Source organism: Microbispora sp. NBC_01389, from assembly GCF_045040095.1.
Classification (GTDB): Bacteria; Actinomycetota; Actinomycetes; order Streptosporangiales; family Streptosporangiaceae; genus Microbispora.
This window is the reverse complement of record NZ_CP109552.1, coordinates 198055-216685: the sequence shown is the minus strand read 5'-3', so window position 1 is coordinate 216685 and position 18631 is coordinate 198055. Positions and strand designations below refer to the sequence as shown.

The following is an 18631-nucleotide window of genomic DNA, read 5'->3' as shown; positions in this document are numbered from 1 at the left end:
GAGTCGGAAGGGAAACCTCAATGGTGGGAAACGTACTGATCACCGGTGGCGCGTCCGGCCTCGGCCGGGCCACCGCGGCGGCGGTCGCCAAGGCCGGCGGCCGGCCGCTGGTCGTCGACCTGAACGAGCCGGACGGCGGGTTCGACCACGTGCGCGCCGACCTCGCCGACCGGGAGCAGGCCGAGCGGGCCGTACGCGAGCTGGCCGAGCGGGCGGGCGGGCTCGACGGCGTGGTCACGGCGGCGGGCGTCGACGCCTGCGGACGGCTGGAGGACGTGGCCGCCGACAGGTGGGAGCGGGTGATCGGGGTCAACCTCCTCGGCACCGCCGCGGTGGTCCGGGCGGCCCTGCCGTTCCTGCGCGCGTCGGGGGGCGGGTCAGGGGGCAGGGTCGTCACCGTCGCCTCCACGCTCGGCGTGCGGGCGCTCAGCGACGCCACGGCCTACTGCGCCTCGAAGTTCGGCGTGGTGGGCTTCACCCGGGCCCTCGCCGCCGAGCTGGCGGGCCAGGTCGGGGTCACCCTGCTGATCCCCGGCGGCATGCACACCGGCTTCTTCGACGACCGGCCCGAGCAGTACAAGCCCGGCCCCGACGCCCGGCTGAACCAGCCGGAGGACGTCGCCGCGGCGATCCTGTTCGCCCTCGGCCAGCCGCGGGGATGCGAGGTCAGGGAACTGGTCGTGGCCGCCTCGACGGAGACGTCATGGCCCTAGAGGAAGCCTCAGAGGGACCGGTGGAGGAACCCGGAAGACCGGTCCTGCTCGCCCTGCGCGGGCTGGGGCTCGGCGACCTTCTCGCCTCGGTGCCCGCGCTGCGGGCGCTGCGGCGGGCGCATCCCGGGCATCACTTCGTGCTGGCCACCCCCGCCTACCTCGGCGGGCTGCTCCCGCTGATCGGCGGCGTCGACGAACTGCTCGACGTATCCGGCCCGGGACCGGTGCCGTACGCGTCGCCGGACGTCGCGGTGAACCTGCACGGCAGCGGCCCGGAGAGCATCCAGGCGCTGCGCCGCACGCGGCCGGGCCGCCTGCTCACCCACACGCACCCCGCCGTGCCCGGCTCGGACGGCCCCGCGTGGAACGCGGCGACGCACGAGCGTGAGCGGTGGTGCTCGCTGCTGGACTGGTACGGCATCACGGCCGACCCCGACGACCTCGCGTTCGGCGACCCCGGTCCGGGCCCGCTCCCCGGCGGTGAGGTGGTCATCCATCCGGGTGCGGCGTTCCGGGCCCGGCAGTGGCCGCCGGACCGCTTCGCCCGGGTGGCCGCCGAGCTCGTCCGGGCGGGCCACCGGGTCGTCGTCACGGGCGGAGTGACCGAGATCGCGCTCGCCCGGCACGTCGCGGCCCTCGCCGGGCTGCCGGAGGAGTCGGTGCTGGCCGGCCGTACGAACCTGCCCGAGCTGGCCGCGCTGACGGCGCACGCGTCGCTGGTGGTGTGCGGCGACACCGGCATGGCGCACCTGGCCACCGCGGTCGGCACGCCCTCGGTCATCCTGTACGGCCCGATCCCGCCGGCGTTGTGGGGCCCGCCGCCGGGCCGTCCGCACATCGCGCTGTGGGCGGGCCGCCGGGGGGACCCGCACGGCGACACGCCGTCGGAAGGCCTGCTGGAGATCGGAGTGCCCGAGGTGCTGGACGCGGTCAGAAGGTTGCGGGGAGTGGGGGCGCGATGAAGGGATCCCGTGCCGTGGTCACCGGAGGAGCCGGGTTCCTCGGCTCCTACCTGTGCGAACGCCTACTCGCGGGAGGCGCGGCGGTCGTCTGCCTGGACAACTTCCTCACCGGGTCCCCGCGCAACGTCGAGCACCTGATCGGCCGCCCGGCGTTCCGGCTGGTGGAGTGCGACCTCACCGGCTTCGTCCACGTGCCCGGCCAGGTCGACCTGGTGCTCCACTTCGCCTCGGCGGCGTCGCCCGCCGACTACCTGCGTCATCCGATCGAGACGCTGAAGGTCGGCAGCATGGGCACGCTGCACGCGCTCGGGCTCGCCGCCGAGAAGGACGCGCGGCTGGTCCTCGCGTCCACCAGCGAGGTGTACGGCGATCCGCTGGAGCACCCGCAGAAGGAGACCTACTGGGGCAACGTCAACCCGGTCGGGCCGCGCAGCGTGTACGACGAGGCCAAGCGCTTCGCCGAGGCGCTGACCACGGCCTACCGCGACTCGCGGGGCGTCGACACCGCCATCGCCCGGATCTTCAACACGTACGGCCCGCGGATGCGGCCGCACGACGGCCGGGCGATTCCCACGTTCATCCGGCAGGCGCTGACGGGCGAGCCGATCACCGTGACCGGCGACGGGAGCCAGACGCGGTCGATCTGCTACGTGGACGACACGGTCGACGGTGTGCTCGCGCTGGCCGCGAGCGACTTCGCCGGGCCGGTGAACATCGGCAACCCGGCGGAGATGTCGATGTCGGAGCTGGCGGAGACGATCCGGGACCTCGCGGGCTCCGCCTCGCCGATCCGGTTCGTCGAGCGCCCGGTGGACGACCCCGCCGTGCGCCGCCCCGACACCTCGCTCGCCGAGGAGCGGCTCGGGTGGCGTGCACGCGTCGACCCCCTCACCGGCCTGCGCCGCACCGTCGACTGGTTCGAGAAGGAGCTGAACTCGCCGTACCCCGTCGCCTCCTGACCTGGTCCAGGGCCCCCGGGCAGGCCGGGGCCGGAGCTCACTCCGGGTGCGGCGCGCCGGTGAGTGCGGTATGGCTGTAGGCATGATCTTTCCCGCGAGGGCGTTCAACACCGCCGTGCTCACCCTTCTGGTCGTCCCGATCACCACGGTCGCCGCCGCTCCCCAGGCGGCGGCCGGCGCCGGGAGCGGGACCCACGCCGCGGCGTCGGCCCGCCGCCTGCTGGCCCAGCTGAAGGTGGCCAGGCCGCTGCCGCTCCGCGGGTACAGCCACCGGCGGTTCCTGCCCCGGTGGGCGCACCACAAGGGCACGTGCGACGCGCGGGAGGTGGTCCTCGCCCGCCAGGGGCAGGGGGTGCGCAGGGACGCGGACTGCCGTCCCGTCAAGGGCACCTGGCACAGCCCGTACGACGGCAGGGTGCTGAAGAGCGTGAAGCAGGTCGACGTCGATCATCTGGTGCCCCTGGCGTACGCCTGGCGCTCCGGCGCTGCCAAGTGGAGCCAGGCACGGCGCCGGGCGTTCGCCAACGACCTCACCCGCCCCGAGCTGGTCGTGGTGAGCCACTCGGTGAACATGGCCAAGGGAGGCCGCGGCCCGCAGAGCTGGCGTCCGCCGCGCCGGAGCCACTGGTGCCGCTACGCCACGGCGTGGATCGCCGTCAAGCACCACCACCGGCTCTCCGTGACCCGGAAGGAGAGGACGGCCCTGCTCAACATGCTCCGCACCTGCCGCCGCTGACCCTCCGCCCGCCCTTATGGCCGGGAGACGGCTTACGGCTGGGAGACGGCGTGCAGGGCGCGGCCGACGAGGGCCGCCAGGCTGTCACCGTGCGCGCCGTGCCAGTAGACGCGGCCGCAGGAGAGGCACCGGGCGAACGCGTCGTAGCCGCACCGGGTGCCCGGCTCCAGCGCGTCCTCGACCTCGGCCTTGCCGACGGGCGCGAGCGACCCGTTGCAGGCGGTGCAGCGGGTCCACGGGGCCAGCGGCGGCCGGAACCGGTCGAGCACGTCGAGGAACTGGTCGTCCGGCCGGGCTCCGCGCACGTACGCGCCGCGCCGCAGCGACCGGCGGCGCAGGATGCCGCGGTCCTGCGTGAGCAGCACCCGCTCCTCGGCGCCCGCCTGCTCGATCAGGGCGTCGTCGTCCATGTCGTTGTGATAGGCGGTGTCCAGGCCGACCAGGCGCAGACGGCGGGCGAGCGTGCCGAGGTGGACGTCGAGCAGGAACCGGATCCCCGGGACCATCTGCGGCCTGCGCACCGGGCGGACGTCCACGACCTCGCCTGGGCCCGGCCGGTACGACGGATCGACCGGGAGCCCTGCCGCGGCCAGCCCGCCGATCTCCGTCAGCGGCACCCCGGCCGACTCGATCATGTGCCCGAGCGAGGAGGTCCCGTCGTACGGCAGGCACACCTCCGGCCGCCGGTTGCGCGGCGTGAGGAAGAGCCACAGATCAGGCGAGAAGCGTACAGACAACCCCATGCCCCCAGCATGCCCCTCAGCACGCCGACCGCCGGGCGGCAGGCGTACGGCCCCGCTGCCGTCCGCCGGGGAGGGCGGCAGCGGGGCCGTACAGGGGGTGGGCAGGGGGGTGGGCAGGGGCTCAGGCGGCGACGGTCGTCCGGCCGCGGACCTGGAGGACGGTCAGCAGGCCGACGACGACGGTGACGGCGCCGGTGATCCAGGCGGTCCACGCCGAGGCGGCGTCGCCGTCGAAACCGAACGCCCAGGGCGAGACGAACAGCAGGGCGCCGAACGCCGCGGTCACCCAGGAGCTCGCGCCGCCCGCGCCCAGGATGGACCACAGGGCGGAGACGACGAGGAGCGCGCCGAGGACGAGCAGCGGCTGCGTCGCGGCCTGGGCGTCGGCCCAGAAGAACGGCGCGACCACCGCGACCAGACCGGCGAGGAGGGCGACGACGTCGGACAACGATCTCGTGAGATCCATCCGTGCCTCCGTACGGGGAGAGATTGGCTGTGCTCCGACACTCCGTCTGATTGACCGCCCGGTCAACAACCCGTTACGTCAGGATTTCCTAACCGTGAGTGACAACGCCCTGAACGTGAGGGTCGTGGACTCCGCGCGGAAACCTCCCGCCGTACGGCGATGGCCGCCGGCCCGGGGGAGTCCCCGGCGCCGGCGGCCACCTTCACGAACCGGTCAGCGCTTGCCGCCGACCTTGACGGTCTCCTTGTTGTAGTTCTTGCCGTTGCCGTCGGGCTTGTAGTTCTTCTCGACGTTGCCCGCGATGTCCACGGCGAACCAGTGGACCTCCGTGGTCCCGGTCACCGTGATCTTCTGCGCGCCCTCGCGCATGCCGGCCGCGGCCAGCTTGGGCGAGCTCAGCGTCGGGCGGCTGCCGTCGAGCGTGTAGTACACGTTCGCCGGCTCGTCGGTGGTGAACGTGAACGTCGCCGAGGCGGCGTCCTTCGCGGTCACGGTGAGTCGTGAATCGGGCTGGTCGTGGTCCTCCGCGAAGGCCCGCGCCACCTCCAGGATGGCGATCTGGCCGGCCGCGAACTCCATCGCCTCCTCGTGGCCCTCCTCGAACGGCGGCTGGAAGCCGACCGCGCGGTACTGCTTGGTCGCCTGGTCGTAGACGTCCGCGCCGACCTCGAAGTCCCAGCCGATGATGCCGCGGTTGTACCAGTGCTCGTCGGCGCTGTTGCCCGCCGCCGAGTAGAGCACGTCGACCACGGGGCCGGTGCGCCCGGGCCAGATCGCCGTGCCGCGCCGGCCCTGTACGGCCGTCAGGATGTGGCTGGAGGCGTTCCAGAAGAAGCTCTCCGTGCCGAAGTCGGCCCGCGGCAGCGTCTCACGCCCGGCGGTCTTGTACGCCCCCGGAGGCCACATGAAGTAACCGCCGTAGGAGTGGGTGTTCATGGCGAACCTGATGTTCCGGAACGTGTCGACGAGCCACACCTGGTTGCGCGTCTCGGGCTCCGACAGCTCCGACGGCCCGGCGAACGTGTCGTTGGTGCAGGTCGTGGTGGCTCCGTTGTACCCGTCGAAGACCGAGCCGACGGTGAAGTTGCGGTTGAGGTCGACACCCCAGGAGTTGCGGCGCCCCGGGTCCCCGTTGGTGACCGGGCAGTGGTTGGTCATGTTGCGCCGCTGCATGTTGTAGTCGTACATCGAGTAGTGGGCGCCGTCGGGGTTGGCCGTCGGCAGCACGAAGATGTCGAGGTTGTCCACGATCTTGCGGGTGGCGGCGTCCTGCGCGTAGTTGCGCAGCAGCCGCTCGGCGGTCTCCACGCAGGTCACCGGGGTGACCCACTCGCGGGCGTGCTCCTGGCAGTAGAGGAAGACCCCGACCTTCGAGCCGTCCCGGTGCTTGCCGATCCGCAGCGCCTTCATCTGGTACGGCTGACGCGAGACCGTCGCCGGAGCCAGCAGGCCGTCGGTCAGCCGGGTCGCGGGGGCCTCCGCCACCACGCCGTTCCCGGCGTTGCCCCGGTAGGTGGCGGCGGTGAGCAGCGCCGAGGCGGCGGCGTCGCCGTTGAGGGCGGCCACCACCTGCGCCGCCGTGCTGCCGATCGTCCCTGAGGCGTCGGTGGCGAGGGTGACCGTCACGTTCTTGCCGGTGACCGCGACCGACAGCGGAGTTCCGGCGGCGCCCGGCTTCACCAGCGCGAGGCTCACGTCGTTGCCGCCCTCGCCGCCGTACGCCCGGGAACTCGCGAAGAACGTGCTCGCGGCGGCGGCGCCGGTCCCTGTGCCGAACTGCGCCTGGGCCGCCCGCCGGTAGCCGTTCGTCTTATACGGCAGGTCGACGATCTCCGCGACCTTCGGGAACTGCTTGGCGAGTGCGGTGATGCGGCCGGTGACCTCGGTCGGGTCCATGTAGTGGTCGACGAAGTCCGAGATGTAGTGCTTGCTCGGGGGCTTGCGCTTCTCGCCGAGCCACTTCTTCACCGGCACCGTGATCGAGCCGCCCCGGCTGCTGGTCACCGTGACCTTCGTGGGGGCCTGCGTCACGGGGATGGGCGCGCTGAACCGGTGGTACATGTACTGCCCGGCGTCGGTGAAGCGGGACATGGTCGCCGTGCCGCCGGAGTCGGAGGCCGTGCGGGGACCGCTGTCCCAGGTGGCGGTCAGCACGGTCTGCGCGTCGGTCGCGCTCGACTTCACCTCGACCGACAGGAAGCGCTGGTCGTCCAGGCTGGTGAACCACTCGGCGCGCAACGGGGTGAGCGTGTCGGTCTCCGCGGCGTCGGCCGAGGCCGTGGCCAGGGCCTGCCGCCGCTCGGCGATGTTCGCGGCGTAGTCTCCCTGGTCGGATATCGCGTCGCGGACGTCGAAGCCCTGGTCGCGCAGGCTCTGCGCCTCGCCGGGGCTGAGCACGGCGTGCACCTCGATGCCGCCGTCGACCGGCTTGGTGTATTCGGCCAGGTCGACGCCCAGGGTGACCAGCCGGTCCACCGCCGCCTGGTCGGGGACGACGACCCGCAGCAGCGCGACGCCGTCCTGCGCGGTGCTGGACGCCCGGTCGGGGGGCACCGGCTGGGGCGAGGGATCGGCGAGCACCGGGAGGGCGTTCAGGGTGAGCGCCAGGGGGAGCGCGAGCGCGGCCGCGTAACGCCGCGTTCGGCGGGGGGAGCTCCTCATCGGGTTTCCTCCATCTGGCGTGCCCTTCCAGGCAGGGGGGTCGGCCGGAGCGGACACGCAGGTCGAAGGAAGTTTTTGTCGGCGCACAAAATTCGTCAAGAAGCTCCAACTATCCGATTTCGGGATTTTTCCGTAACGAGACGCTTTAGTGCCTGTTCGGGGGTTTTGGCGCACGCCCCTCTTCTGTTACGGCCCCAGGCGATGACTGGACTCTATCCGGAACCGCTGGTCTGTGGTTACTTCATGTGCTAGTCATGTGACCTAAAGTAATCGTCAAATTGGAGGTGTCATGCTCGCTGGCGTACTCGCCGTCGTGGCGGCGGTCGGCCTGGTGGCCGTGGCCGTCGTCCTCTTCCGCACGCTCGGCCGGGGCACCGACGACCGCGACCCGGGCGGCGCCTCCGCCGGTCACGCCGGGTCGATGCTCTCCTCGCTGTTCCTGCTCGTGTTCGCCATCGCGATCGTCGTGCCGTGGACCTCGGCCGACGCGGCGCGGCAGAACACCTACACGGAGACGCAGGCACTCGTCGAGACCTACTGGGCCGCCGCGCCCCTGCCCGTCCCCGACGCCGACCGGTTACGCGAGGGGCTGCGGGAGTACGCGCGGTACGTCGTCGACGACGAGTGGCCGCTGATGGCGGCCGGGCGGCTCAGCCCGGAGGGGACGGACCGGCTGGAGTCCCTGCGCGCCTACGTGGCGGGGCTGCCGGTGACGACGGACGAGGCCCGCGACGCCAAGAGCGCGGTGCTGGACCGGATGGCCGACCTGTTCGCCGCCCGGCGGCAGCGCGCGGCGGACGCGGGGACGGCGCCGCCGCCGGGAGTCCTCCTTCTGACGCTCGTCACGGGCGTCCTCGTCATCGTCTTCCCGTTCCTGGCCGGAGCGAGGCCCCGGGGCTTCGCGCTCATCCCGGTCACGGCCATGGCGGTCCTGCTCGGCGTCGGCGTGTATCTGGCCTGGAACATCGCGCATCCCTTCAGCGGGGGTCTGGCGGTCAAGCCGGACGCCTTCGTGAGTGCCCTGCACGAGTTCCAGCGGATCCCCGAGGGCCGCTGACATGGGCCGGACGGCGGGCCTGCGCATGGCCGTCACGGTCGTCGTCGCCGGCTCCGCCTGCGCGGCGCTGACAGCCGTGTTCCCCACGCAGGCGCGGGCAGAGCGGCCCATGACCGGCGGTGCCCGTACGACCGCCCTCGCCCGGCAGGACGAGATTGTCAGGCAGGACGCGGTCGCGGCGGCCGGGACGGCGGCGGCAGCGGAGATCACGGCGTTGGCCGCCCTCCAGGGCCCCGCAGTCGTGGGAGGAGTCGTGCGCGGCGTGGCGGGTGCGTCGCGCGCGGTCGCCGATCCGCATCGGCCGGGGGTGCGGATCGGCGTCTGCGTCGACGTGGACGTGATCGTCGGCCTGCACGCGGAGGTGGGCGTCGGAGGCCCGGCCCGTTGCACGCCGCCGACCCCCGTGCCGCCGCCTCCTCCGGCCGCCCCGCAGCCTCCCCCTGCGCCCCCGCCCCCGCCCCCGCCCCCGCCCCCGCCTCCGCCGTCGCCGGTGCCCGCGAAGCCCGCGCCGGCCCCGCCGCCGGCGCCGCGCCCGTCCCCGCGCCCGGCCGTGCCCCGGCCGCCGGTCGTCGTGGCGCCGTCACCTCGTCCGCACGTGATCCGTCCTCATGCGACCCCACGGCCTGTCGCCACGCCGTCGACGTCCCCCGTCTACCGGGTGCCGGCCAGGCATGCCGCGACGCCCGTACGGCGCCGCAACCCGCTGGGGTCGCTCACGGTCGTCGTGGTCCTGTGCGTGGCGATCGCCGCCGCGGCGGCCGCCGCGTTCCGGGTGCGGTGACAGGGGACGCCTGGGCCGCGCGGTCAGCCGCGCGCCCGGGCGACGACCTCCTCGCTCGTCAGGGGGTTGCTCGGGTGGTGGCTCAGGCACAGCGGGGTGCGGACCTTGGTGAACGACCCGCCCTCCACCGCCGCGTAGAACTGGCCGGACCGCAACCGCGCCACGTCGGGGACGTCGCCGCCCTTGGCCCTGGCGAGCTCACGCGCCGCCGTGATCTGCGCGGGTGCGTTGAGCAGGCCGAAGAACTGCGTGGCCGCGTTGCCCGTGATCCGGTTGTGCAGGCTCTTCGGCGCCTGCGTGGCGAACACCAGCCCGAGGCCGTACTTGCGGGCCTGGGCGGCGAGGGCGAGCGTGCTCTGGGTGCAGGCGGTCGTCGCCCCGGACGGCGCGAAGGTCTGCGCCTCGTCCATCACGAAGAGCCCGCCGAGCGGCTGGTCTCCGGCGGGGTGCCGCTTGATCCAGGAGAACAGCGCCATCTGCAACTGGTTGACGAAGCTCTGCCGCTGTGCGTCGGAGGTGAGACCAGTGAGGCTGATGACCGATACGCGGGCCCGTTTCCCCGCCGCCGGCGTCAGCAGGACCTCGGGATCGACCGGAACGCCCTTCCCCGCGAACAGCGGATCGCTGATCATCTCGGCCCGCAGGTGCTGGGCCATCTCGGTCGCGAGCCTGGCCGCGCCCTCCAGGCGGCTCACGCCGTCCGGCAGGTCGTCGAGCAGGGCGACCAGCCCGTTGAGCGCCGTGCCGCCGTGGCGTCCGTAGTGGACGACGGCCTCGCGCAGCACCGCCCGGCCCAGGTGTGCCCTGGCCGGCCTCCCGTCGACCTTGGCCCGCGGCACGAGCGCGGCGAGGGCGGCGTCCACCGCCTCGCCGAACTCGTCGGGGTCGTCCGCCACGCTCGCGAAGTCGGGCAGCGGCTGGAAGCTCAGCGGGCGTCCCTGCTCCTTGCGGGGCGTCCAGACGACCACGTCGGTGCCGGCCAGGTAGTCGGCCGCCCTGTCCGCGTCGCCCTCGCCCCACTCGCCGGGCGGCTCGGGCCAGGGGTCGCCGAGCCGCGCCAGGTCGTTGTTCGGATCGAGGACGACCGAAGAGACTCCCCGCAGGGCGCACTCCTCCACCAGCCGCCGGATCAGGACGGTCTTCCCCGAACCCGAACCGGCGAAGATCGCCACATGCTTGCGCAGGGCGTCCAGCGCGATCCGTACCGGCCGGTCGTCCGAACTCGCCGCCCCGATCGTCAGGTGCGGAGCCGTCAGTGCCTCGCTCGACGACAGTGCCTCGCCCGGTGTCAGTGCCTCGCCCGGCGACAGCGGCCTGCGCGGGCGAGGAACGGCCGGAATCTCCCCGGCCAGTTCCTCCGCAGGCATCGGCTCCGCAGACGGCACCTCTGCAGAGGGCACCGGCACTTCCACGGACGGCGTCTCAGCCGGCGGTGCCCCGGCAAAGGACGGTGGCGGCGCGAACCGCAGATCGGAACCGGCCGGGCCGATGCCCGCATCGCCGGGCAACGCGTTGTCCGTACCGCCCTTCGCGGGCGCAGCACCGGAGGCCGGGGACGGCACGGGCTGTGACACCGGCTGTGGCACGACGGCCCGCTCGACAAGCACTCGCTGACCGGGATTGGCGGTGGGCCGGGGCTGGTCCGGCGATCGGGTCGCGCGCGAGGACGTCCTGACCCCTGCATCGGACACCCGTGGAACGGCGGCGTCGCTCAACGCCTCCGCGAACAGCTTGACCTCGCTCGTCGGTCTCCGGGAGACGAGCCAGGCCTGGAGATCGGGCGGGTTGTCGGCGAGAAGGTTCCGGAGAGCGGCGAAGATCCTGAGATCGTCCTCCTCGACCTGGAGGACCCGGCCGCCCGCCTGCTCGAACGCGGCCAGCGCCTCCTGGGTGGCCGGCCCGTTCGCCCAACTCTGGTTCCTGAGCACGAACAGCTTCCGCCTGGGGATCTGGTCGTTGAGCCCGGCCGCCATCGACGCGTTCTTCAGACGCGTGAGCGCGGCGACATGATGGGTCGCCGCGATGGCCCGGAAGCACCAGTGCGCCTCGTTCTCCGTCGCCTCGTCGAGCGTGCGCCGCAGCCGGGCGTGCAGGGGCGGCTTGGAACTCGGCGGCGGGTCCTGGCTGAACAGCCGCCCTGTCTCCCCCTGCTCGGCGATCCATGCCTTCAGCCCGGCCGACAGCAGCCAGGGCATCACGGCGTCCTCCGTGACCGGGTCCAGCGCCCCCGCCACGTCCGCCCGCTCCCGCAACTCCGCGAACCGCCTGTCGAGCCCCGTGAGGTCGTCCGGCAGGTCGATGACCGGACAGACTGTCACCGGCGTCTTGTCGGTGAGGCGCGCGAGCTCCGTGACCTGCCCGCTCGCCAGGCAGGCCCGCACGTGCGTGTCTATCCGGATGAGCAACTGGCGGGGGGTGTACTGGTGTGCCTCCCCGAACGCCTCCGGCCTCACCGGCCACGTCGGGTGGGGCGGTGCGAACCCCACTCTCGCGTACTGTGCCGCGAATCGCTTCTCGATCAGCTTCCGCCCGGTCTCCGCGTCCGGGATCGTCCCTAGGGGGCTCGTTTCCCGGAAGCGGTCCTGCACCGTGTCGGTGGCCTTCGTCTGGATGAGGTCCCACGTGGCCGGCAGGCACGAGAGCACGGTCAGCGTGCGGCGGGTCACCTCGCGGAGCATCAGGAGGCCGCCTGCCACGCGTTCGAGGGCCAAAGCCTGTTGCCACGACTCTTTGCGGTCGTCCGCGAGAGTCATGGACGACTGCGCGAGCATGACATCGATCTGGTCGATCGCGACGACAGAAGGCCCGGTCAGCGCCACCAGGTGGGAGATGTCACTGACGATCTCCTGCGGAGACTTTCCGATCGTGGTGAAACCCCACCCTGCCCGCTCACCCGGCTCTCCTTCCACCGCGCACGCGAGGTAGGCGTCTCCGACATCCTGCGCGGAGAGGTCGCTGGACGCGCGCAGGACGAGCGCCCTCGCGACGTCCTGAGCGTCACGGCCGACATGCCGGTCGTACCGGCGAAGGGCGCGCACGAAGACGTCCAGATCCTGCCGTGACAGCGACGCCTCACCGATCACGGACTGCCGGGCGTCGGGCGGCACCTCGGTCAGCAGGCAGAGCCGCCACAGGAGTTCCTTGAGCTGGGTCCCCGCCCCCGGCATGGGCCGGGAGAGGCTGTCCAGCATGGAGAGCAGCACGCTCTCCCAGAAACTCCTGGCGTCGAGCAGACCGACCAGGAAGAAGTAGCCGTCCTCCTCGTGCACCGCCTGCCGGGCCCAGCCGAGCAGGTGCGTCTTGCCCACGCCTCTCTGGCCTTGTATCACCAGGCCGATGGGGCTCGCGTCGGCGCTCTCCTCGGCCTCGATGAAGCCGTCGAGGATGGCCTTGGCGGTCTGCTGGTGGAGAGCCCCCACGTGGAACGGCAGTGGTCGCCACACGTCGTCGGGGACCTTGGCGTAGTTGAACCTCAGCGCCGCCAGGGCGTCGCGTTCCCTGCCGGTCATCATGCTCCGATCAGAATGCGGTGCTTGGGCTGGTCGCCGATGATCACCGCCGCGTCGCGGTCCGACTGAGTGAGGGTCTTCTGGTTCTCCCAGGGGACGATGCGCACGTCGGGCTGGGCGATCATCTGGCGGAGAGCGGCGTCGACCTTGTCTCTGGTGGCGTCGCCCAGGAGCGGGCGCAACCGGGTCAGGCTGACCCAGGCGTTCGGCTTGTCGGCGAGCTGCGCATACGCCTTCCGGATCCGCGTCTCGACGTCGTCAAGGGAATCGGCGGACGCGTTCACGGCCGGTGCGGGTGTGGCCGGGGTCACCGTTCCGGCGTACGCACGTCCTACTGAGGTGGACGGCGTCTGCTCGGTGGAGGCCGCACCGGCCGGTTCCCGGCCGAAGATGTCGGCGACACGACTGCCGTTCCGCTGCATGTGCCGGTTGAGGCCGGAGACCATCGCCCGTACGACCGCCTCAAGCACTCGTGCCGCGAGAACGATGGACATGGGGATGCCCTCGGAGAAGAGTTCGTCCGCCTTGCCCAAACCGTCTTTGGTCAGCTTGTGGGTGAACGACCGCCCCCGCTTTCCGACGGCGATGAATCCGAGCTGCTGCAGGCGCTCCCGCTCCGGCTTTTTGATCTCGAAACCGTACTGCTCTTCCAGTTCCGGGTTGGTGAACTCGCGGGCCTCGGCCATGAGCAGCAGGAGGATGGCGGTTTCGCGCTGGGAGAGGGGTTTGTCAGACATGAGGGGACCCTTCGAACGTTCCATGGCGGCGGGTGTGGAGGAAGTGCTCGATCTCGGCCAGCACGATGCCGACGTGGCCGAGGACCTGGTCGTTGGTGAAGCGGCGTACGGCGTAGCCCTCCCGCTGGAGGCGCAGATCGCGGCGCTGGTCGGTGGCGCGCTGGGTCGGGCGGAGGTGTTCGGGCCCGTCGATCTCGACGACGCACCTTTCGGCCCGCCAGAGCAGGTCCACCCGGATGGGAGTGCTGAGCGGGCCCGACCGGTACGTCTGGTTCCAGGCTCGTCCCACCGCCCACGCACAGGACGTCAGAGCGGTCTCCAGGCGTTTCTCGGCGGGGCTGCCGGGGTGCGGCAGGCCGGCGAGGGGCGGATAGACGAGCACCGGCAGCGGTTGATCTACCGCCGGACCGCGGGAGCCGTCCCGGTGGTCTCCAGGATCGTCGGAAAAACCGGAGCCGGCCAGTTCACGGACGAGGGCCGCCACCTCGTCCGGGATCGGGGCGGTCATGCTCTCGACGCGATCGACCGCCCGCAGGGGCGGCCCGGTGAGCCAGACGCCGAACCCGCCGTGATGGGCGAGCCATTCGAGCGCGGCGACCAGCACCTCCTCCCCGGCCGGGGAGAGATTGCCGCGCATCCGGACGAGGATCGCCGCCTCCCGCCGCCCGTAGCCCTTGCGGAGCACCCGGGCCAGCCCGGCGGCGCGGACCTCGGGCGGGAAGGGCCCGGTCCGGCCCGCCGTACGGTCACCGACGTTGACCCCGCTCGCGCCGGCCCGCTCACGCAGGGCCCGTTCGGCGAGGTGGGCGAGGTACGGCGCGAAGTGCCGGGTGGCCGAGGCCGTACGCAGGGCGAGCGCCCGGACGGCGGGGACGGCCGCGCCGCCGGGCCCGGTGATGCCGTCGGCCTCCGGCAGCCAGGCGGGGAACAACGCCAGCGCGGCGGTCTCCAGCGCGCCCAGCACGTCGGCGACGAGGTCCGCGGGGGTCCGGGCCGGGCGGGGCGTGTACGCGATCAGCGCGGGCGCGTCCTCGGGGAGAGGTTCGAGCGCGAGGGCCACCGCCTCGGCGTCGTCGTGCAGCCGCACGACCCGGCCGGTGGGAAGCTCCTTCCAGGACCGCGCCACGCCGTTCCCGCCTGTCGTTGAAGATCCAGCAATCTCGACCCGGCAGAGGTTATCCGGCGGCGGCAGGCTCGTGCATGCAATCCGGAATTTCCCGACAAAGGATGAGGCCGGTACGGCGGATCAGGCCGTCTCGGATCTGATCAGGCGGAGGAACGCCTTGATGCCGGACAGGACTTCCTGGTTGTCGGTGAGACGGCTCAGAGAGTCCTCGAACTTCCTGCCCACCGCGTCGAGGCGGCGGTCGAGTTCGTCGGCGCGCGCCGTGGCCGCGTGCAATCCGGCACGCGTCTCCGGGTCGAGGACGTCGAGGCGCTCGGCCAGTTCGGTGGCCCGGGCCTCCAGCGCCGCGACGCGCTCGGCCAGCGCGACGGCGTCCTCGCGGGGGTAGCGGACCTCCTCCAGCATCGTGGTCATCCGGCCGCGCAGGTGGGCGAACCACGCGCCCGCGGGCCGGAGGAACGTGGCGAGCAGGTAGAAGACCGCGAAATAGTAGCCGACCGTCTCGCCGGAGAAGTACGTGATCACCGCGAGGAGGGCGGCCGACACCAGGTGGGCGGCGACGGCGGCCCGGCGCATGCGGACCGCGATGCGGCGGGCCTCGGCCTCCCGTTCCGGTGGGATCGTCATCCCGCGCTCGCGGCTGACCCGGATCTCGTGGATCAGCGCGTGGGCCTGGAAGTAGACGTTCCACGGAAGCGTCAGGAGCACGATCAGCCAGATCAGGCACAGCGCCCCGAATCCAAGGGAGACGACCACCGCCAACGGGACGTCCACCACGTAGACCAGGACGATCCCGGCGATCGTCGAAATGATCGTCAAGAAGACAATTCCGCTTTTGCTCACAATTGCCCTTCCTTCGGCGTTCGGGCGCCAGTGTCGCACCCGGACCGCGGCACGGGCATAAGCATGATCACTCGGATCGTCTGAGTAGGACCGCTCAATGAGGAGGGGTGGCCCGGAATGCCTCGGGCCACCCCTGACGGAAAGGCGGGATCAGAAGACCGGGACCCCGTCGCGGACGAGCTTCCAGTTCGCCTCGGCGAAGGTCGCCGGGTCGATGGTGCCGGTCGCCGCGGCGTACTCGATCAGCGCCTGGCGGATCTCCACCTGGGCGTTGTACACCACAGGGGCCGTGCTGACGTGCGGGAACCCGCCGCCGCCCGACTGGCGGTAGTTGTTGATCGCCACGACGAACTGCTGGTCGGCGGTGACCGGCTTGCCCTGGTACGACAGGCCGACGATGCGCTGGCCGGCCGGCTTGGCGATGTCGATGTCGTACGAGACGCCGGACAGCTGGTCGTAGTTGTAGTCGGGTGTGCCGCCGGCGTTGGTGAGCGTCGCGAGGTCGATCGGCGCGCCGGGGGCGACCTGGGCGAAGTACCTCGCCGAATACTCCAGGAAGTCCTTGACCTGGGCGCCCGTCATCCTGACGCCGAGCAGCGTGTTGTCGTAGACGTACAGCCCGGCCATGTCGCGGACGCTGACCGGGCCTGCCGGGAACACGGCGGTGCGGCTGAACGGCGCGGCGATTGACAGCACGGGCAGCGAGGCGTCGGCGGTGCCCGCGATGCCCTTGCTCACCAGGTCGGTCTGCACCTTCTGGATGTAGTCGAGGATCGGCGTGTCCTTGTACGGCGACTCGGCCGCGGACAGCTGCTCCTTCGACTGCGCGATCACCTGGTTGACGTAGCCGACGGTCTTGTCGTGCTGCTTCTTCATCAGCGCGACGATCTTCGGGTCCTCGGCCACGCTGTTGGTGTTGAGCGTGGTGGACGACTTGCCGGTGACCGTCCACTTCCCGCGCTCCTTGGCGAGGGTGAAGTCGACGACGCTGAGGCGCTGGCCCCACTTGCTCGGCTCGGTGAGCAGCACCTGCCGCCCGGTGGCCTTGTTGGTGACGAAACGCTGCGGCACGTCGTTGTGGGCGTGCCCGAACAGCACGGCGTCGACGCCGGGCACCTCCTCGGCGACCATGGCGGCGGCGTTCTCCACCGGCAGGTCGGAGCCGTACGACGACAGGCCGTTGTCGCCCGCGTGCGCGGTGACCAGGACGACGTCGGCGCCCAGGCCGCGGATGACCGGCACCCACTTCTTGGCGGTCTTGACGAGGTCGAGGAACTTCAGCTTGCCGTCGACGTTCGCCTTGTCCCAGATCGCGACGCCGGGGTTGGTGAGACCGAGCACCCCGACCCTGATCGGCTTCTCGCCCTTGACGTTCATCGTCTTGATGACGAACGGCTGGTAGGCCGGGAGGCCGGTCCTGGCGGAGACGGCGTTCGCGCCGAGGACCGGCGCCTTCATCTGCTTCACCCACGCGCCGAGCAGCGGCAGGCCGTAGTTGAACTCGTGGTTGCCGAGCGTCACGGCGTCGTACCCGATGGCGTTCATGGCCTTCGCCATGGGGTGGGTCTCGCGGGTCGAGGTGATCGGCTCGATCTTGGCGTAGTAGTAGTCCAGCGGTGTGCCCTGGAGGGTGTCGCCGGAGTCGAAGAGCAGGGTGTGGCCGGCGCCGCGGTCGGCCCTGATCTGCGAGACCATCGTCGAGATCTTGGCCAGGCCCACGTCGTTGTGCGCGCTGTCGTCGTACTCCGCGTTCTTGTAGTAGTCCCAGTTGAGCGCGTTTCCATGGATGTCGGAACTGGCCATGACGGTGATTTTCACCGTCTTGGCGGGTGCCGCCGAGGCGGCGGCGCCGGGCAGGAGGAGACCGAGGGCCACGGTGGTGGCGCCCGCGGTCAGCCTGATCGCTGAACTCATGACGCGTGACGATAACGTCGCGCAATTACCAACTGGTCACGAAGTTCTTAACCGGACATGTCTGTACAAGGTGACACGCTTGCCGCTCGGGCCGGACCGTGGGCTGGACCCGCCCGACGGCGGGTGGGAGCCCCCGCCGCCGTCGCTGGCGCCCATGACCCCGGTGAGCCGGACCCGCGTCCCCGCGACCCCGAGCGGTACCCCTGGGAGTTCTGGTGGGGCGGGCGGCGGGCGCTGGCGTACGTCGAGGGCGGCAGGCTCACCCTGCGCGCCGCGGACGGCGCCGACCTCACCGCCGGCCACCGCTGGGTGCGCCTGCCGGGTAAGGGGAACGGCGCGGGGTAGGTGCGGGGTAGGTACCGGGAGGCCGGGAGGGGCCGGGAGGGGCCGGGAGGGGGAGGTGCGGTCATGGGCGGTGCCGGCGGGAGCGGGGGAGCGGCAGGGCGGCGTCATCCGGTCACCGGCGAGCACAGGTACGAGCAGGAGATCACCTCGGCGGACGAGCACGAGGAGCGGCCGGGACGCAGCCTGGTGACGACCGACCACGAGGTGATCCGGCGATGGGCCGAGGATCGGGGCGCCACGCCCGCGATCGTCCCCGGCACCGGGCACGAGGGCCGTCCGGGGGTTCTCCGCTTCGACTTCCCAGGCCACGGCGGCGAGGACCTGACGCGCATCTCCTGGGACGAGTGGTTCGGGACGTTCGAGGAGCGCGGGCTCGACTTCGTCTACCAGGAACACCGCAAGGACGGCAGCCCGAGCACTTTCTTCCGCCTGGAGAACCCCGGCCGGCAGGACGCCTAGTTACTTCTCGCTGAGCGGACGAATCCGAGCTCGGCGGCGTAGTCCTCGAGTTTCGCCCGCAACTGGCGGCGTCCTCGGTGGAGGCGCGACATCACCGTGCCGATGGGCACGTCCATGATCTCCGCGATCTCCTTGTAGGCGAAGCCCTCCACGTCGGCGAGGTAGACGGCCATCCGGAAGTCCTCCTGCAGTTCCTGGAGCGCCTGCTTCACCCGGGAGTCGGGCAGGCTCTCCAGCGCCTCCACCTCGGCGGATTTCAGTCCCGTAGAGGTGTGCGAGGCCGCCTCGGCGAGCTGCCAGTCCTCCACGTCCTCCGTCGCGGCCCGCTGCGGCTGGCGTTGCTGGCGCCGGTAGGTGTTGATGTAGGTGTTGGTCAGGATGCGGTACAGCCAGGCCCGGAGGTTCGTGCCCTCGCGGAACTGGTGGAAGTTGCTGAACGCCCGCATGTAGACGTCCTGTACGAGGTCCTCGGCGTCGGTGGGGTTGCGGGCGAGCCGTAGGGCCCCGGCGTAGATCTGGCCGATGTACGGCAGCGCGTCCCGCTCGAACCGCAGGCGCCGCCGTTCGACCGCCGTATCGTCGACGATCGTCATTTTCCCCACCTCCTTGAGAGCCTGCCT

The 18631-nt window shown here is 71.7% G+C and carries 17 protein-coding genes; 8 read left to right on the top strand and 9 right to left on the bottom strand.

Annotated features, from left to right (window positions below):
- The first annotated feature begins 20 nt into the window (after positions 1-20).
- The 4 genes from OG344_RS01030 to OG344_RS01015 all read left to right on the top strand — a co-directional run bounded on the left by OG344_RS01030 (position 21) and on the right by OG344_RS01015 (position 3370).
- Positions 21-713: an SDR family oxidoreductase gene (locus tag OG344_RS01030; RefSeq protein ID WP_405086554.1), complete on the top strand. Its 693-nt coding sequence runs from the start codon at positions 21-23 to the stop codon at positions 711-713.
- Positions 704-1675, top strand: a complete 972-nt coding sequence (locus tag OG344_RS01025) for a glycosyltransferase family 9 protein (RefSeq protein ID WP_405086553.1) — start codon at positions 704-706, stop codon at positions 1673-1675. Before OG344_RS01030 ends, OG344_RS01025 begins: the two co-directional genes overlap by 10 nt.
- Positions 1672-2634 (top strand): UDP-glucuronic acid decarboxylase family protein, encoded by a 963-nt coding sequence (locus OG344_RS01020; RefSeq protein ID WP_327047352.1) that lies wholly within the window; start codon positions 1672-1674, stop codon positions 2632-2634. Before OG344_RS01025 ends, OG344_RS01020 begins: the two co-directional genes overlap by 4 nt.
- 82 nt (positions 2635-2716) lie before the next feature.
- Positions 2717-3370, top strand: coding sequence for an HNH endonuclease family protein (locus tag OG344_RS01015; RefSeq protein ID WP_405086552.1), 654 nt, complete (start codon positions 2717-2719; stop codon positions 3368-3370).
- A gap of 32 nt (positions 3371-3402) precedes the next feature.
- Here OG344_RS01015 and OG344_RS01010 read toward each other — a convergent pair whose 3' ends face one another.
- From OG344_RS01010 to OG344_RS01000, 3 genes are all read right to left on the bottom strand, one after another.
- Complete coding sequence (locus OG344_RS01010) at positions 3403-4113, bottom strand: Mut7-C RNAse domain-containing protein (RefSeq protein WP_405086551.1); 711 nt, start codon at positions 4111-4113, stop codon at positions 3403-3405.
- Between the two features lie 121 nt (positions 4114-4234).
- A complete protein-coding gene (locus OG344_RS01005) occupies positions 4235-4579 on the bottom strand; it encodes an SPW repeat protein (protein ID WP_111697282.1) in 345 nt (114 codons plus the stop codon).
- Between the two features lie 213 nt (positions 4580-4792).
- Positions 4793-7240: a M14 family metallopeptidase gene (locus OG344_RS01000; RefSeq protein WP_405086550.1), complete on the bottom strand. Its 2448-nt coding sequence runs from the start codon at positions 7238-7240 to the stop codon at positions 4793-4795.
- 289 nt (positions 7241-7529) lie between these two features.
- Between OG344_RS01000 and OG344_RS00995 the strand changes: the two genes are divergently transcribed.
- Both OG344_RS00995 and OG344_RS00990 read left to right on the top strand, forming a co-directional pair.
- Positions 7530-8297, top strand: coding sequence for a hypothetical protein (locus tag OG344_RS00995; protein WP_405086549.1), 768 nt, complete (start codon positions 7530-7532; stop codon positions 8295-8297).
- Position 8298: 1 nt separating this feature from the next.
- Entirely contained in the window at positions 8299-9078 is a 780-nt protein-coding gene (locus tag OG344_RS00990) for a hypothetical protein (protein WP_405086548.1), read from the top strand.
- Between the two features lie 23 nt (positions 9079-9101).
- Here OG344_RS00990 and OG344_RS00985 read toward each other — a convergent pair whose 3' ends face one another.
- The 5 genes from OG344_RS00985 to OG344_RS00965 form a co-directional block, all read right to left on the bottom strand.
- Positions 9102-12590, bottom strand: coding sequence for a helicase HerA domain-containing protein (locus OG344_RS00985; protein WP_405086547.1), 3489 nt, complete (start codon positions 12588-12590; stop codon positions 9102-9104).
- Positions 12587-13324 carry a hypothetical protein gene (locus OG344_RS00980; protein WP_405086546.1) on the bottom strand — a complete coding sequence of 246 codons (738 nt, stop codon included), beginning with the start codon at positions 13322-13324 and terminating at the stop codon, positions 12587-12589. The genes OG344_RS00985 and OG344_RS00980 overlap by 4 nt, the downstream gene beginning before the upstream one ends.
- Entirely contained in the window at positions 13317-14450 is a 1134-nt protein-coding gene (locus OG344_RS00975) for a DUF559 domain-containing protein (protein WP_405086545.1), read from the bottom strand. The genes OG344_RS00980 and OG344_RS00975 overlap by 8 nt, the downstream gene beginning before the upstream one ends.
- Before the next feature lie 120 nt (positions 14451-14570).
- Complete coding sequence (locus OG344_RS00970) at positions 14571-15269, bottom strand: hypothetical protein (protein ID WP_405086544.1); 699 nt, start codon at positions 15267-15269, stop codon at positions 14571-14573.
- Positions 15270-15443: 174 nt separating this feature from the next.
- Positions 15444-17207: a bifunctional metallophosphatase/5'-nucleotidase gene (locus tag OG344_RS00965; RefSeq protein WP_405086543.1), complete on the bottom strand. Its 1764-nt coding sequence runs from the start codon at positions 17205-17207 to the stop codon at positions 15444-15446.
- 123 nt (positions 17208-17330) lie between these two features.
- Between OG344_RS00965 and OG344_RS00960 the strand changes: the two genes are divergently transcribed.
- A complete protein-coding gene (locus OG344_RS00960; protein WP_405086542.1) occupies positions 17331-17552 on the top strand; it encodes a hypothetical protein in 222 nt (73 codons plus the stop codon).
- A gap of 63 nt (positions 17553-17615) precedes the next feature.
- Complete coding sequence (locus OG344_RS00955) at positions 17616-18011, top strand: hypothetical protein (RefSeq protein WP_405086541.1); 396 nt, start codon at positions 17616-17618, stop codon at positions 18009-18011.
- Here the strand turns inward: OG344_RS00955 and OG344_RS00950 are convergent.
- Positions 18008-18604, bottom strand: a complete 597-nt coding sequence (locus tag OG344_RS00950) for a sigma-70 family RNA polymerase sigma factor (protein WP_327047337.1) — start codon at positions 18602-18604, stop codon at positions 18008-18010. The two genes, OG344_RS00955 and OG344_RS00950, sit on opposite strands and share 4 nt — an antisense overlap.
- Positions 18605-18631: the final 27 nt, after the last annotated feature.

Coding starts and splice junctions, on each gene's coding strand:
- OG344_RS01030 (WP_405086554.1), top strand. CDS start 21: ATGGTGGGAAACGTACTGATCACCGGTGGCGCGTCCGGCCTCGGCCGG.
- OG344_RS01025 (WP_405086553.1), top strand. CDS start 704: ATGGCCCTAGAGGAAGCCTCAGAGGGACCGGTGGAGGAACCCGGAAGA.
- OG344_RS01020 (WP_327047352.1), top strand. CDS start 1,672: ATGAAGGGATCCCGTGCCGTGGTCACCGGAGGAGCCGGGTTCCTCGGC.
- OG344_RS01015 (WP_405086552.1), top strand. CDS start 2,717: ATGATCTTTCCCGCGAGGGCGTTCAACACCGCCGTGCTCACCCTTCTG.
- OG344_RS01010 (WP_405086551.1), bottom strand. CDS start 4,113: ATGGGGTTGTCTGTACGCTTCTCGCCTGATCTGTGGCTCTTCCTCACG.
- OG344_RS01005 (WP_111697282.1), bottom strand. CDS start 4,579: ATGGATCTCACGAGATCGTTGTCCGACGTCGTCGCCCTCCTCGCCGGT.
- OG344_RS01000 (WP_405086550.1), bottom strand. CDS start 7,240: ATGAGGAGCTCCCCCCGCCGAACGCGGCGTTACGCGGCCGCGCTCGCG.
- OG344_RS00995 (WP_405086549.1), top strand. CDS start 7,530: ATGCTCGCTGGCGTACTCGCCGTCGTGGCGGCGGTCGGCCTGGTGGCC.
- OG344_RS00990 (WP_405086548.1), top strand. CDS start 8,299: ATGGGCCGGACGGCGGGCCTGCGCATGGCCGTCACGGTCGTCGTCGCC.
- OG344_RS00985 (WP_405086547.1), bottom strand. CDS start 12,590: ATGATGACCGGCAGGGAACGCGACGCCCTGGCGGCGCTGAGGTTCAAC.
- OG344_RS00980 (WP_405086546.1), bottom strand. CDS start 13,324: ATGTCTGACAAACCCCTCTCCCAGCGCGAAACCGCCATCCTCCTGCTG.
- OG344_RS00965 (WP_405086543.1), bottom strand. CDS start 17,207: ATGAGTTCAGCGATCAGGCTGACCGCGGGCGCCACCACCGTGGCCCTC.
- OG344_RS00955 (WP_405086541.1), top strand. CDS start 17,616: ATGGGCGGTGCCGGCGGGAGCGGGGGAGCGGCAGGGCGGCGTCATCCG.
- OG344_RS00950 (WP_327047337.1), bottom strand. CDS start 18,604: ATGACGATCGTCGACGATACGGCGGTCGAACGGCGGCGCCTGCGGTTC.